Raw genomic sequence first — 13,931 nt, forward strand, 5'->3', positions numbered from 1 at the left:
CTGACCTGCTGTAGAGTCTCTTTCGCAAGCACGCGAGAGCGGCAAGCAAGCAAGGTCCTGTGGAGCAGTTTGGAGTGCTCGCCACCCTGTCAAGGTGGAGGCCGCGGGTTCAAATCCCGTCAGGACCGCATCGATTGAAGGCCCGGATCCCCCAGGGATCCGGGCCTTCTCGCATTCGACCTTGACTGGGACACGTGCCAGGGGTACCCAGACAGTGGAGGTGCTGCGCTCCATGACGACAACCACCACCCGGACCCAGGCCACCCGGACCCGGGCCACGCGGACCGAGAGCATCAGGCACGAGACGAGGGCGCTGCTGCGCGCCCATCTGTCCGCCGCCTCGGGCGCCTCGGGGTATCGCCACCTGACCCGCCACTGCGCCGTGTGCCACCGGCTGCTGCGGCTCGCCCAAGAGGCCGCGGCGGGGCCGGTGTCCGAGCCCAGGGGTGCCGGGGAGGCCGGGGCGGCTTCCGGGTGACCAACGGCGCCTGATCCGGCGGCAGTCGGCCGCAGAGCGGATGCGCGTGTTGCTCACCGGGCTCTTTACCGCAGCGGCACGGTGAGTGACAAGCACGTCGCACTGTGATGGGAGTCACCGAAAGAGTTTCCCGACCGAGGGAACTTACCCCTGACCTACAACGGGTCAATTTAATATGTGCAATTGCACTCCACCCGAAAGGGTGGGCCCGCAGGTCCGTACGGGTGCGTAGCCGGCTCTTGCTGCCCACAGTCGGGCACGGCCGTCGAGGGGCGCTCGAGGTGGCGTGCGGGCATAAAAAAGATCGCGCTGGACCCGGCGGAGTCCAGCGCGATCGACGACTCGCCCAAGTCGGTGGGCTTCGGACCTGTTGGGGCAGGTGCCGGTCGCTTGTAGCCAGATGGTGCTTCAGGTGGAGCTAGCTGGGCGCAGGCCGGGTTGGGGGCCCCGGAAAACGCCCGGTGATGCGGTTGTTCAGGCCTCGCTGCGCTGCTGCGGAATGCCCGCCAGCAGGGCGCGGACCTCCGCTTCGCGGTAACGGCGGTGTCCTCCGAGCGTACGGATGGACGTGAGCTTGCCAGCCTTGGCCCAACGGGTGACCGTCTTCGGGTCCACGCGGAACATCGTGGCAACCTCAGCCGGGGTCAGCAGCGGCTCGGCATCAGGGGTGCGAGCGGTCATGAGCGGCCTCCTCGGGAGAACCTGACGTGGAGTCGGTTCTTTCCTCTAAATTCTGCACCTTGACCCGCGTTGCCCGAAATGGCGGACGCGGGCCGAGTCGGTTATAGGACGAACGGCTTGTCCTCGGCACTACAACTACACCATCTGTCCAGCCACGTCGGCCAAACCGATGGAATTGCCCTCTCAGGTGTTCAACCTCGACGGAAGCCGATGGACCATGCCATAGCGGACAGTCACGCCGCCGTGACGATCAGTCACAGCGGGATCAGGGGTCACCAGACCCGCCAAGGAGTGCAATACCGATCAATCCGCCCGTAGTTGGACGGAAGGAGCCCTTCCCGGACTCCTTGTCCTATTTTGCCACGCGGATGGGCGATGGGCGCAAGACCTGACGAAAGTGCGTTAGGTCACGGTTGCCGCAATGGCCCGGATCGGGACCTAGGTCCCAGGGCTTCTCGCACCAAGACTTCAATTGGCGTACTGCCGGTTGCGTACGGCGCTCCAGCGCTCCGTCAAGCGCTCGTACGCCCTCCCCGCGCGCACCCCATCCCCCGCGCGCAACGCCGCGAGCCCCTCCGCCGTATCCCCGGCGGAATGATCCTCGGCGAGCTGCGCCTCGGGCACCATATGCACCAGACCGCCGTAGTCCAGCTCCACCAGGGAACGCGGGTGGAATTCCTCGAGCCACCGCCCCACGTCCACCAGGCCGTCGATCAGCGGACCCTCGTCGATGGCGTCCTTGAGCGTGCGCAGCCCCCGGGCCACCCGCCGTCTGGCCTGCACCATCGGCGTGCGGTAGCGCAGGATCAGCCCCTCCCGGCCCGCCTGGCCGCCGGCCCGCCCGGGCTCCCCGTCCCCCGCGTACTCGCCCGTCTTGCCGTACTCGCGCTCCTCGTCCGAGAAGAGCACGAACCAGCGCAGCGGCACCTGCCAGGTGGCCGTGCGGATCCACGGCCGGGCGTCGGGGTTGCGCTCCTGCCAGCGCTCGTAGTCGGCCTCCGCCTGCCGGCGCACCACCGGCGGCAGCGCGGCGTCCAGGACCGGCGCGGGCAGGGTCTCGGCCAGCTCCCCCAGCGCCACCCAGCCGCGCAGCCTGGTGCGCCAGGGGCAGACGCACAGCACCCCGTCCTGGAGGGTCACGAAGGCGTCGCCGCTCTCGTGCACCGGAACCGGCACGGGCGGGGTGGGCAGGAGGTCGGCGAGCGAGCGCCGGAGCTCGTCCTGGGCGCAGGGCAGAGCCTCGCGCCGGGCGTAGCGCTCCCAGTGCGTGCGCTCCGGCTCCGGAAATGCGCCCAGCGGCTCGTAAACCCGCAGGTACGCCGCGTACGGGACAGTCACCGACGAAGCCGAGCCCACACGTGCTCCCCTCAAACCGCAGGACACTGCAGGGAGTTGCCGAACCCTCCCCGTACCGTGCAAATCGTCCCATGGCACCGGTCCCCGGGAGAGTGATCCTCTGCACGGGACCGGCTCCCCGGGCCGACAGGTCTTACCCTCTTGCCAACCGGCCCTCCACCACCCCCGGAGGGCGACCTCCGCGACATATGGAGTCACCACAGTGACTGACGTACGTCCAACCGATGAAGCTGACGGCGTGCTGCACACATTGTTCCGGTCGGATCAGGGCGGCCACGAGCAGGTCGTCCTCTGCCAGGACCGCGAGAGCGGCCTCAAGGCAGTGATCGCCATCCACTCCACCGCCCTGGGCAACGCCCTCGGCGGCACCCGGTTCTACCCGTACGCCTCGGAGGAGGCGGCGGTGCTGGACGCCCTCAACCTCTCCCGCGGCATGTCCTACAAGAACGCGCTGGCGGGCCTGGATCACGGTGGCGGAAAGGCCGTGATCATCGGCGATCCCCATCAGATCAAGACCGAACAGCTCCTGCTTGCCTACGGTCGCTTCGTGGCCTCCCTCGGCGGCCGCTACGTCACCGCCTGCGACGTCGGCACCTACGTCCAGGACATGGACGTAGTCGCCCGCGAGTGCCGCTGGACCACCGGTCGCTCCCCCGAGAACGGCGGTGCCGGCGACTCCTCCGTGCTCACCGCCTTCGGCGTCTTCCAGGGCATGCGCGCCGCCGCACGGACCCAGTGGGGCGAGCCGACGCTGCGCGGGCGCCGGGTCGGCGTCGCGGGCGTCGGGAAGGTCGGTCACCACCTGGTGGAGCATCTGGTCGAGGACGGCGCGGAGGTCGTGATCACCGACGTCCGGAGGGAGGCCGTCGAGCGCATCCTGGCCCGCCACCCGCAGGTCACCGCAGTGACGGACGCCGGCGTCCTGGTCCGCACCCCGCTCGACGTCTACGCCCCCTGTGCCCTCGGCGGCGCCCTGGACGACGACACGGTGGCGGCTCTGACCGCGAGCGTGGTCTGCGGCGCGGCCAACAACCAGCTCGCCCACCCCGGCGTCGAGAAGGACCTCGCGGACCGCGGCATCCTCTATGCGCCCGACTATGTGGTGAACGCCGGCGGAGTGATTCAGGTCGCGGACGAACTGCACGGGTTTGATTTCGACCGCGCGAAGGCCAAGGCGAACCAGATTTTCGATACGACTCTGGCCATATTTGATCGGGCCAAGGCGGACGGCATTCCGCCCGCCGCTGCCGCCGACCGGCTGGCCGAGCAGCGCATGGCGGAGGCCCGGGCGGCCGCCGGAGCCTCCCTTACCGCCCGGTAGAACCGTCCGGTAAGGGCGCTTTACGCACGACGGGTGACCGGTCGGCGGACACCGCGTGGCCGACCGGACGGGCCGAGCGCCCCTAGCGGTCCCTACAGGCCCGTCCGATGAGGTGGTGAGCGAGACATCTCTCACCACCCATCGGCGGGTCGGGGCACAAGACACGTTAAAATCGCAGCTGACCAGCGGGGACGGGGCTCCCCTAGGGTTGTGCTGCGTGGCACGTCATGCGGGCGACGTACCGTATGGCCGCGGAAGCAGGTACCGTTGAAGCCCTACAGGCCGGATCCCTCCACGGGGATCCGCTCTGACTCATGAACGTGAACGCGTGTCAAGACTCTGGGGCCGTCGAGCCCCGTCATTGAGGGGGTCGAGCCATGGGGCGCGGCCGGGCCAAGGCCAAGCAGACAAAGGTCGCCCGCCAGCTGAAGTACAACAGCGGCGGGACCGACCTCTCACGTCTGGCCAATGAGCTGGGCGCATCGCCGACGAAGCAGCCGCCGAACAGCGAGCCGCTCGACAAGGACGATGAGCTGGATGACGACCCGTACGCTCAGTACGCGAGTCGTTACAACGACGATGAGGACGAGGACGAGCAGGCTCCGTCCGAGTCTCCTTACCGTCGCCGCGCTTGACGCTGTAACTCCCACTGACCCGGTTCGAGGCCCGACCTCGGACCGGGTTCTGTGCTGCCCGGACGCTGTGCACCGTGCCGGCATACGGCTGAGCCGTCGCACGGGTGCGGGCCGCTTGTGCACACCCCTGCCGCCTCAGCAGCACGACTGCCCACAAGCGGCCGTTGGCGTCAGCTCGCGTAGTCACCGGTCAGGGCCACAGCCTCGGCGTGATCGCCGCGCTCGGTGATCGCACCCGCGACCCAGGCGTCCACGCCCCGGTCGGCGAGGACCGAAAGGGCGACGTCCACGGACTCCGGCGGCACGACCGCCATCATGCCGACGCCCATGTTCAGCGTCTTCTCCAGCTCCAGCCGCTCGACCCCGCCGAGGCGGCCCACGGTGCCGAAGACCGCGCCCGGCGTCCAGGTCGCCCTGTCGACGGTGGCGTGGAGGTGGTCCGGGACGACCCGGGCCAGGTTGCTGGCGAGACCGCCGCCGGTGATGTGCGAGAAGGCGTGCACCTCGGCCGTACGGGTGAGCGCCAGGCAGTCCAGCGAGTAGATCCTGGTGGGCTCCAGCAGCTCCTCGCCAAGGGTCCGGCCGAACTCCGGAACCTCACGGTCCAGCTCCCAGCCGGCCCGGTCGAAGAGCACATGGCGGACCAGTGAGTACCCGTTCGAGTGAAGTCCGGACGAGGCCATCGCGATGACGACGTCACCCGTACGGATGCGATCGGCGCCCAGCACCCGGTCGGCCTCGACCACACCGGTGCCCGCACCGGCCACGTCGAACTCGTCCGGCCCGAGCAGTCCGGGGTGCTCGGCGGTCTCGCCGCCGACCAGCGCGCAGCCCGCGAGCACACAGCCCTCGGCGATGCCCTTGACGATGGCGGCGACCCGCTCGGGGTAGACCTTGCCGACACAGATGTAGTCGGTCATGAACAGCGGCTCGGCGCCGCAGACGACCAGGTCGTCCACGACCATGCCGACCAGGTCGTGGCCGATGGTGTCGTAGACGCCCATGCGGCGGGCGATGTCGACCTTCGTGCCGACGCCGTCGGTCGCGGAGGCCAGGAGGGGGCGCTCGTACCGCTTGAGCGCGCCGGCGTCGAAGAGCCCGGCGAATCCGCCGAGGCCGCCGACGACCTCCGGGCGGGTGGCCTTCTTGACCCACTTCTTCATCAGCTCGACGGCGTGATCGCCCGCTTCGATGTCGACGCCCGCGGCTGCGTAGCTGGCACCGGTGGTCTCAGACATGAGTTTGAGAACTTTCGTGTCGTTCGGTACTGCGGAGGCGTTTACGGACGACGGAGCGCATCGGCGGCATCCGTGCCACCGGCCAGCTCGGTCTCCAGGAGCTGCTTGCCGAGCAGCTCGGGGTCGGGGAGCGCCATGGGGTACTCACCGTCGAAGCAGGCGCGGCAGAGGTTCGGCTTGGCGATGGTGGTCGCCTCGATCATGCCGTCGAGGGAGATGTACGCGAGGGAATCCGCGCCCAGCGACCGGCCGATCTCCTCGACGCTCATGCCATTGGCTATCAGCTCGGCGCGGGTGGCGAAATCGATGCCGAAGAAACACGGCCACTTCACCGGCGGGGAGGAAATCCGCACGTGCACCTCGGCGGCGCCCGCCTCGCGGAGCATCCGGACGAGTGCGCGCTGGGTATTGCCGCGGACGATGGAATCGTCGACGACGACCAGGCGCTTGCCCTTGATGACTTCCTTGAGCGGATTGAGCTTGAGCCGGATGCCGAGCTGGCGGATGGTCTGGCTCGGCTGGATGAAGGTCCGGCCGACGTAGGAATTCTTGACCAGGCCGGTGCCGTACGGAATGCCGCTGGCTTCCGCGTAACCGACGGCGGCGGGGGTGCCGGATTCCGGGGTCGGTATCACCAGGTCGGCGTCGACCGGGGCCTCGGCGGCGAGCCGGCGGCCCATTTCCACGCGGGAAAGGTAGACGTTCCGGCCCGCGATATCGGTGTCGGGGCGGGCCAGGTACACGTACTCGAAGACACAGCCCTTGGGGCGGGCCTCGGCGAAGCGGCTGGTGCGCAGGCCGTGCTCGTCGATGGCGATGAGCTCGCCGGGCTCGATCTCGCGGACGAACGTGGCGCCGCAGATGTCCAGGGCGGCCGTCTCGGAGGCCACCACCCAGCCGCGCTCCAGGCGGCCGAGGACCAGCGGGCGGATGCCCTGCGGGTCGCGGGCGGCGTAGAGCGTGTGCTCGTTCATGAAGACGAGGCAGAAGGCGCCCTTGACCTGGGGAAGGACCTTGGTGGCCGCCTCCTCGATGGTCAGCGGCTTGCCCTCGGCGTCGGTCTGGCCCGCGAGGAGGGCCGTGACCAGGTCCGTGTCGTTGGTCGCCGCGACCTGGGTGGCACGGCCGTTCTCCCGGGGGAGGGCCGCGACCATCTCGGCCAGCTCGGCCGTGTTGACCAGGTTGCCGTTGTGACCCAGCGCGATCGAGCCGTGGGCGGTCGCCCGGAAGGTCGGCTGGGCGTTCTCCCACACCGAGGCTCCGGTGGTGGAGTAGCGGGCGTGACCGACCGCGATGTGGCCCTGGAGAGAGCCGAGGGAGGTTTCGTCGAAGACCTGGGAAACCAGTCCCATGTCCTTGAAGACGAGGATCTGGGAGCCGTTGCTCACTGCGATACCCGCGGACTCCTGTCCACGGTGCTGCAGCGCATACAGCCCGAAATAGGTGAGTTTGGCGACCTCTTCACCCGGAGCCCAGACACCGAAGACGCCACATGCGTCCTGGGGGCCCTTCTCACCGGGGAGCAGGTCGTGGCTGAGTCGTCCGTCACCACGAGGCACACCTTGAGTCTATGGCAGGGAGGAGGTTCATCCGAACCGGGGACGACCGGTGATGCCTCACACCACGCACAGCCACTCGGCGCGCACAGCGAATCACCTTTCGGGGATGGCGAATCGCCCCTTGGCGATCTTTTGTTCATTCCACCAAAGGGAGTTGCGCGGAGATGTCCGCGCGCTCGCCGCTCGCGCTGATCGCCGCGGCGTCCAGGGCGGTCGCCCAGTCCGTACGGCCGGTGGCGAGGCGCAGCCAGGTGAGCGGATCGGTCTCGACCACGTTGGGCGGGGTGCCGCGGGTGTGCCGGGGCCCCGCCACGCACTGGACGACCGCGAAGGGCGGGATGCGGACCTCCACGGAGCCGCCCGGGGCCTTGGCCGCGAGGGCGTCGGCAAGCAGACGGGTGGCATTGGCCAAAGCCTGGCGGTCGTAACGGATCTCGGTGCCGAGAGCCGCGGCGAGATCGTCCGTGTGGACGGCCAGCTCAACGCAGCGGGTGACCAGGAAGTCGTCGAGCCGGATGGCACCGGAGGGGGCGGCCAGGAGGCGGTCCGGCGGGGTGGCGGCGGCCAGGGCGGCGAAACGGTCCGCCACGCCGTCCAGGAGGGGGATCAGGGCGGTGTCCGCATCACCGGCGGCGGCCTCGGCACCGACTCCGGCACCGGCGGTCGTGATCACCCACTCCACGGCGGTGATCTCCCGCGCAGGCGGGCCGGGTTCCTCGATCAGCCGGGCCACGAGGCCCACGCCCAGGGCGATGTGGGCGATCAGCTCGCGGACCGTGCACTCCCCCAGCCGCGTCGGCAGGGCCAGTTGCGCCTCGTCCAGGCCCGCGGCCGCTTCCCGTACGTGGGCGAGCTGCGCCGTGACGGCTGCGCGCACCTTGGCGGGGTCGTAGCTGCGGGGGCGGGGCTTGCGCTGGGCGGGAGGCATGGCTCCGACCCTATTCGGCGCCGGCCGGGAGCGACCCGAAGTCCCCGAGCCCGTGCTCGACCAGGGCGAATGCCCGCTCGGCCAGGGCGACGGCGCCGGGAAGGACCTCATCCGCCGACTCGCCCGCGAACAGGCGCCGGTGGTTGTACTCGTGGACGGCGTAGCGGACGCTCATCAGCTGGGCCGCGACCACGGGAGCGAGCTCGGCATCGGGCCCGTCCTCGGCGGTGGCCAGCTCATCGGCCAGGAGCGTCTGGGCGCGGCGGGCGTACTCGTGGGCGCGCACGAGAAGGGCCGGGGTCTCCTGGATCAGTCGGCGCACCTGGAGCACGTAGGGGTCGTCGCTCATGCCGACGGAGGCGTCGTGGGCGTTGAGCGCGGCCATGAAGTACCTGCGGAAGGCCGCGACGGCGGACTCGCCGGGGTGTCTGTCGCGCACGGCGCGGGCGGCATCGCCGATGTGCTCCTGCATGGGGCCGAGGACCAGATCCTCCTTGGAGGACATGTAGTTGAAGACCGTCATCTTCGAGACCTCGGCGGCCAGGGCGACCTCGGCGACCGACACCTGGTCGTAACCGCGCTCCAGGAACAGCTTGGCGGCGGTCTTCCAAAGAGTGCGCCGGGTCTGGATCTTCTTGCGCTCGCGCAGGCTCAGCCCTTCGGTCATGCCCCGACTGTACCAGGATGAAACTTTGACCCGGCCGACAAACTTACCCGCTAGAAGAATTGACTCGGTACACACTCCCGGGGCATGGTGAGGACGCGCCGCTTCCGTCGGCGTCCACGACCGGCTCCGGAGGGGGAAGAAGGGTGCATTCATCCACAGCGACGGGGGAGTTGGCCCCGGGGCAAGGGCCTGCGGAAGGGCCCGCGGCGGTGGCGGCGGGCGCCCCGTCGCCGGGCGATCAGGCGGCCGGGCCTCGTATGACGGCAGGGCGGCGGAAGGTCGCCTTCGTCGTCTGCATGGCGACGATGCTCCTGGCAGTGCTCGACCAGAACATCGTCTCGGCCGTCACCGTCCCGATCGTGCGCGACCTCGACCCCGCACACGGCATCGACCGGGTCCCGTGGCTGATCAGCGCCTTCGCCCTCGCCTCGACCGCCGTCCTGCCCCTCTACGGCAAGCTGTGCGACACCCACGGCGCACGCCGGGTGTTCCTGGGCGCCGTCGCCGCCTTCCTCGCGGGCTCGGCGCTGTGCGGGGCCGCGCAGTCCATGGAGCAGCTCATCGCCTTCCGTGCCGTCCAAGGCATCGGCGGCGGAGGGCTGATGAGCGTCACCATGGTCGTGATCGCCCAGCTCAAGGCGGGCGAGGCCGCGGATGGGAGCGCCGGCGGTCCCGGCGGCCGCGGCAAGGGGGGCGGCGCCGGGATAGGCGGCATCGTGGCGGGCGCGGGCATGGCGCTCGGGCCCGTGCTGGGAGGAGTCCTCGCCGATCACGCCGACTGGCGCTGGGTGTTCTACGTGAACCTGCCCATCGGCATCGCCGTGATCGCCGCCGCGGCCGTCGTCCTCAAGCTGCCCCACCACGGCTCGCGCCACCGGATCGACTTCCTCGGCGCCGGCCTCGCAGCGGCCTTCTCCACGGCCCTGCTGCTCGTCACCGAGTGGGGCGGCAAGGAGTACGCGTGGGGCTCCCCCGCCATTCTCGGACTGATCGCGGCGAGCGTGCTGCTGCTCGGCCTGTTCCTCCGGCGGCAGGCGACGGCGGCCGAGCCCGTGCTGCCCCTGTCACTGTTCAAGATCCCTGTGCTGCGCATCTCGTTCGCGCTGCAGGCGCTCACCGGGATGGCCCTGATGGGCTCGCTCGTCTACGTGATCGTCTACCTGCAGCTCGTGCGCGGCATCGCCGCCACGGACGCGAGCCTGTTCCTGCTCCCCATGGCCGCAGGAATCTCCGCCACGGGCATCGTCACCGCAAAGCTGGCGGCACGCGGCCGGTCTCAGAAGACGTTCGTGGTCACCGGAACGGCCGTCTCGGCCGCGGCGATGGGGCTGCTCGCGACGCTGGGAACCGACACCGGCCTGTGGGTCGTCGGCACGGCGCTGCTGCTCCTGGGCGTGGGGTTCGGCCAGCTGCTCGGCCAGCTGATCCAGCTCACGCAGGAACACGCACCGGCCCGCCAACTGGGCGTGGCCACCACGGGAATCCGCTTCTTCCAGGCCCTGGGCGGCGCACTGGGCGCCTCCCTGTTCGGCACGGTGCTGGCCCGGGTGTACGAGGCGAAGGGCCCCGGCGGCTCGGCGGGCCGCATAGCCTCGCTCGGCGGCGAGGCCCACGCCCAGGCGATACGGGCCTTCACCTCCTCCGTCGACACGGTGTTCCTGTGTGCGGCCGGAGCGATGGTGGTGGCCCTGCTGCTGGCGGTGCGCCTGCGGGTCCGGTGACCGGAGCTCCGCCCGGCGCCCGTACCCCGACGACCCGGCCCCGGCGCTCCGTCCCCGGCGGCAGGGCCACCGGGGACGGGCACGGCGGCTATGCGAGCAGCGCGGGGATCGTGGCCTCGTGGGCCTCGCGCAGCTCGGCCAGCGGAATGCTGAACTGGCCCTGGATGTCGATCGCTTCGCCGTCGACTACACCGATGCGGGTCGCGGGCAGGCCCCGCGCTCCGCACATGTCGGTGAAGCGGAGCTCCTCGCTGCGCGGGACCGCGACGACGGCACGGCCGGCGGACTCGGAGAAGAGGAAGACGAAGGGGGTGATGCCGTCGGGGACGACGATCCGGGCGCCCTTGCCGCCCCGCAGGCACGACTCGGCGAGGGCCTGGATCAGACCGCCGTCCGACAGGTCGTGCGCCGCGTCGACCATGCCGTCGCGGGAAGCCGAGATGAGGATCTCCGCCAGGAGCTTCTCCCGGCCCAGGTCCACGGCCGGCGGCAGCCCGCCGAGGTGGTCGTGGACCACCTGGGACCAGGCCGAACCGCCCAGCTCCTCCTTGGTGTCACCCAGCAGGTAGAGCAGGTGGCCCTCGTCGGAGAAGGCCATCGGCGTACGGCGGTTGACGTCGTCGATGACGCCGAGCACCGCGACCACGGGGGTCGGGTGGATGGCGGTCTCGCCGGTCTGGTTGTAGAGCGAGACGTTGCCGCCGGTGACCGGGGTGCCGAGCTCCAGGCAGCCGTCGGCCAGACCGCGCGTGGCCTCCGCGAACTGCCACATGACCGCCGGGTCCTCGGGGGAGCCGAAGTTCAGGCAGTTGGAGATGGCCAGCGGGCGGGCGCCGGAGGCGGCCACGTTGCGGTAGGACTCCGCGAGCGCCAGCTGCGCACCCGCGTACGGGTCGAGCTTGGCGTAGCGGCCGTTGCCGTCCGTGGCGACGGCGACACCGAGGTCGGTGTCCTCGTCCACGCGGACCATGCCGGAGTCCTCCGGCTGCGCGAGGACGGTGTTGCCCTGCACGAACCGGTCGTACTGGTCGGTGATCCACGCCTTGGAAGCCTGGTTCGGCGAGGAGATCACCTTAAGGACCTGCTCGCGCAGCTCCTCGGCGGTCTCCGGGCGGGCCAGCTTGCCGGCGTCGTCGGCCTGGAGGGCGTCCTGCCAGTCCGGGCGGGCGTAAGGGCGCTCGTAGACCGGGCCCTCGTGGGCGACGGTGCGCGGCGGCACGTCCACGATCTGCTCGCCGTGCCAGAAGATCTCCAGCCGCTCGCCGTCGGTCACCTCACCGATGACGGTGGCGATGACGTCCCACTTCTCGCAGATCTCGAGGAAGCGGTCGACCTTGCCCGGCTCGACGATCGCGCACATGCGCTCCTGCGACTCGCTCATGAGGATCTCCTCGGGCGAGAGCGTCGCGTCGCGCAGGGGCACGTGGTCCAGCTCGACGCGCATGCCGCCGGAGCCGGCGCTGGCCAGCTCGCTGGTGGCGCAGGACAGGCCGGCGCCACCGAGGTCCTGGATGCCGTCGACCAGGTCCTCGCGGAAGATCTCCAGGGTGCACTCGATGAGGAGCTTCTCCTGGAAGGGGTCGCCGACCTGGACGGCGGGGCGCTTCGCCGGCTTCGAGTCGTCGAACGTCTCGGAGGCCAGGACGGAGACGCCGCCGATGCCGTCGCCGCCGGTGCGGGCGCCGTAGAGGATGACCTTGTTGCCGGCCCCGGAGGCCTTGGCGAGGTGGATGTCCTCGTGCTTCATCACGCCGATGCACAGGGCGTTGACGAGCGGGTTGCCCTGGTAGCAGGCGTCGAAGACGACCTCGCCGCCGATGTTGGGCAGGCCCAGGCAGTTGCCGTAGCCGCCGATGCCCGCGACGACGCCCGGCAGGACGCGCTTGGTGTCGGGGTGGTCGGCGGCGCCGAAGCGCAGCGGGTCCATGACGGCGACCGGGCGGGCGCCCATCGCGAGGATGTCGCGGACGATGCCGCCGACGCCGGTGGCCGCGCCCTGGTAGGGCTCGATGTACGACGGGTGGTTGTGCGACTCGACCTTGAAGGTGACCGCGTAGCCCTGGCCGACGTCGACGACACCGGCGTTCTCGCCGATGCCGACCAGCAGGGCGTCGTTCTCGGGGGCCTTCTCGCCGAACTGGCGCAGGTGGACCTTGCTGCTCTTGTAGGAGCAGTGCTCGGACCACATCACGGAGTACATGGCGAGCTCGGCGCCGGTGGGACGGCGGCCCAGGATCGTACGGATGCGCTCGTACTCGTCCTGCTTCAGGCCCAGCTCGGCCCAGGGCTGCTCGACGTCGGGCGTCTCGTCGGCGTGCTTGACGGTGTCGAGAGTCATGAGGCGTTGACCAGCTTCCTCAGGATCGAGGTGAAGAATCCGAGGCCGTCGGTGCGGCCGGTGCCGACCAGCGGTTCGACGGCGTGCTCGGGGTGCGGCATGAGGCCGACGACGTTGCCCGCCTCGTTGGTGATGCCGGCGATGTCGCGGAGCGAGCCGTTGGGGTTCCCGTCGAGGTAGCGGAAGGCGACACGGCCCTCCGCCTCGAGCTCGTCGAGGGTGTGCTCGTCGGCGACGTAGCGGCCGTCGATGTTCTTCAGCGGGATGGAGATCTCCTGGCCCGCCTCGTAGTCGGACGTCCAGGCCGTGTTCGCGTTCTCGACCCGCAGCTTCTGCTCGCGGCAGATGAAGTGCAGGTGATTGTTGCGCAGCATCGCACCGGGCAGCAGGTGGCTCTCGGTGAGCACCTGGAAACCGTTGCAGATGCCGAGGACGGGCATGCCGCCCTTGGCCTGGTCTATGACGGTTTCCATGACCGGCGAGAAGCGGGAGATGGCACCCGCCCGCAGATAGTCGCCGTAGGAGAAACCGCCGGGCAGGACCACGGCGTCCACCTGCTTGAGGTCCTTGTCGCGGTGCCAGAGCGGCACGGGCTCGAGGCCGGCGATCCGGACGGCGCGCTGGGTGTCGCGGTCGTCGAGGGTGCCGGGGAAGGTGACGACTCCTACGCGTGCGGTCACGAGTCGACCCGCACGGTGAAGTTCTCGATCACGGTGTTGGCGAGAAACGTTTCCGCCATCTCGTGGATTCGGGCGAGGGCGGCGTCGTCGACCGGGCCCTCCACCTCGAGTTCAAAGCGCTTGCCCTGACGGACGTCGGCGATCCCCTCGTAACCCAGGCGAGGCAGCGCGCGCTGCACCGCCTGGCCCTGCGGGTCGAGGATCTCCGGCTTGAGCATGACGTCGACTACGACGCGTGCCACTGGCACTCCCGGTGTGTGGTGCGTGAGCTGAAGCGGTACGGCCAGAGTACAGTCCCCAAAAATCTACGCGCATAGATATGGTGGGCG

General features: G+C 69.9%; 13 protein-coding genes and 1 tRNA gene. 5 read left to right on the top strand and 9 right to left on the bottom strand.

The genetic code is table 11. The features are described from left to right. Positions 1–53: 53 nt before the first annotated feature. Both FGW37_RS15025 and FGW37_RS15030 read left to right on the top strand, forming a co-directional pair. Positions 54–128 (top strand) — tRNA-Asp (locus FGW37_RS15025). 104 nt (positions 129–232) lie between these two features. Then, positions 233–478: a DUF6274 family protein gene (locus FGW37_RS15030; protein WP_179081510.1), complete on the top strand. Its 246-nt coding sequence runs from the start codon at positions 233–235 to the stop codon at positions 476–478. 474 nt (positions 479–952) lie between these two features. On the opposite strand, the gene bldC is transcribed toward FGW37_RS15030, so the two are convergent. Together bldC and FGW37_RS15040 are read right to left on the bottom strand one after the other, a co-directional pair. Further along, complete coding sequence (gene bldC / locus FGW37_RS15035; RefSeq protein ID WP_003949541.1) at positions 953–1,159, bottom strand: developmental transcriptional regulator BldC; 207 nt, start codon at positions 1,157–1,159, stop codon at positions 953–955. A 468-nt stretch (positions 1,160–1,627) separates the two neighbouring features. After that, positions 1,628–2,515, bottom strand: a complete 888-nt coding sequence (locus FGW37_RS15040) for a DUF8083 family protein (protein WP_179081511.1) — start codon at positions 2,513–2,515, stop codon at positions 1,628–1,630. A gap of 202 nt (positions 2,516–2,717) precedes the next feature. Here FGW37_RS15040 and FGW37_RS15045 point away from each other — a divergent pair, with 202 nt between their 5' ends. Together FGW37_RS15045 and FGW37_RS15050 are read left to right on the top strand one after the other, a co-directional pair. Next, positions 2,718–3,836: a Leu/Phe/Val dehydrogenase gene (locus tag FGW37_RS15045; protein WP_179081512.1), complete on the top strand. Its 1,119-nt coding sequence runs from the start codon at positions 2,718–2,720 to the stop codon at positions 3,834–3,836. A gap of 377 nt (positions 3,837–4,213) precedes the next feature. Then, positions 4,214–4,471 carry a DUF3073 domain-containing protein gene (locus FGW37_RS15050; RefSeq protein WP_179081513.1) on the top strand — a complete coding sequence of 86 codons (258 nt, stop codon included), beginning with the start codon at positions 4,214–4,216 and terminating at the stop codon, positions 4,469–4,471. Positions 4,472–4,641: 170 nt separating this feature from the next. Here the strand turns inward: FGW37_RS15050 and purM are convergent, their stop codons facing one another. The 4 genes from purM to FGW37_RS15070 form a co-directional block, all read right to left on the bottom strand. Further along, complete coding sequence (gene purM / locus FGW37_RS15055; protein WP_179081514.1) at positions 4,642–5,709, bottom strand: phosphoribosylformylglycinamidine cyclo-ligase; 1,068 nt, start codon at positions 5,707–5,709, stop codon at positions 4,642–4,644. Positions 5,710–5,750: 41 nt separating this feature from the next. Continuing rightward, complete coding sequence (purF, locus tag FGW37_RS15060; RefSeq protein ID WP_179081515.1) at positions 5,751–7,268, bottom strand: amidophosphoribosyltransferase; 1,518 nt, start codon at positions 7,266–7,268, stop codon at positions 5,751–5,753. 136 nt (positions 7,269–7,404) lie between these two features. Beyond that, positions 7,405–8,196 (bottom strand): maleylpyruvate isomerase family mycothiol-dependent enzyme, encoded by a 792-nt coding sequence (locus FGW37_RS15065; protein WP_179081516.1) that lies wholly within the window; start codon positions 8,194–8,196, stop codon positions 7,405–7,407. A gap of 10 nt (positions 8,197–8,206) precedes the next feature. Further along, a complete protein-coding gene (locus FGW37_RS15070; RefSeq protein WP_179081517.1) occupies positions 8,207–8,863 on the bottom strand; it encodes a TetR/AcrR family transcriptional regulator in 657 nt (218 codons plus the stop codon). A 257-nt stretch (positions 8,864–9,120) separates the two neighbouring features. On the opposite strand from FGW37_RS15070, the gene FGW37_RS15075 reads away from it, so the two are divergent. Then, positions 9,121–10,584 (top strand): MFS transporter, encoded by a 1,464-nt coding sequence (locus tag FGW37_RS15075; protein ID WP_179081518.1) that lies wholly within the window; start codon positions 9,121–9,123, stop codon positions 10,582–10,584. Positions 10,585–10,672: 88 nt separating this feature from the next. On the opposite strand, the gene purL is transcribed toward FGW37_RS15075, so the two are convergent. From purL to purS, 3 genes are read right to left on the bottom strand one after another with little or no spacing between them, the layout of a single operon-like run. After that, entirely contained in the window at positions 10,673–12,922 is a 2,250-nt protein-coding gene (purL, locus tag FGW37_RS15080) for a phosphoribosylformylglycinamidine synthase subunit PurL (protein WP_179081519.1), read from the bottom strand. Then, positions 12,919–13,602, bottom strand: a complete 684-nt coding sequence (purQ, locus tag FGW37_RS15085) for a phosphoribosylformylglycinamidine synthase subunit PurQ (protein WP_058047534.1) — start codon at positions 13,600–13,602, stop codon at positions 12,919–12,921. The genes purL and purQ overlap by 4 nt, the downstream gene beginning before the upstream one ends. After that, positions 13,599–13,844, bottom strand: a complete 246-nt coding sequence (gene purS / locus FGW37_RS15090; protein ID WP_058047533.1) for a phosphoribosylformylglycinamidine synthase subunit PurS — start codon at positions 13,842–13,844, stop codon at positions 13,599–13,601. Before purS ends, purQ begins: the two co-directional genes overlap by 4 nt. Between the last annotated feature and the right edge of the window lie 87 nt (positions 13,845–13,931).

Origin of the sequence: Streptomyces rectiverticillatus (genome assembly GCF_013394065.1) — a bacterium.
In the GTDB taxonomy this organism is placed as follows: domain Bacteria; phylum Actinomycetota; class Actinomycetes; order Streptomycetales; family Streptomycetaceae; genus Streptomyces; species Streptomyces rectiverticillatus.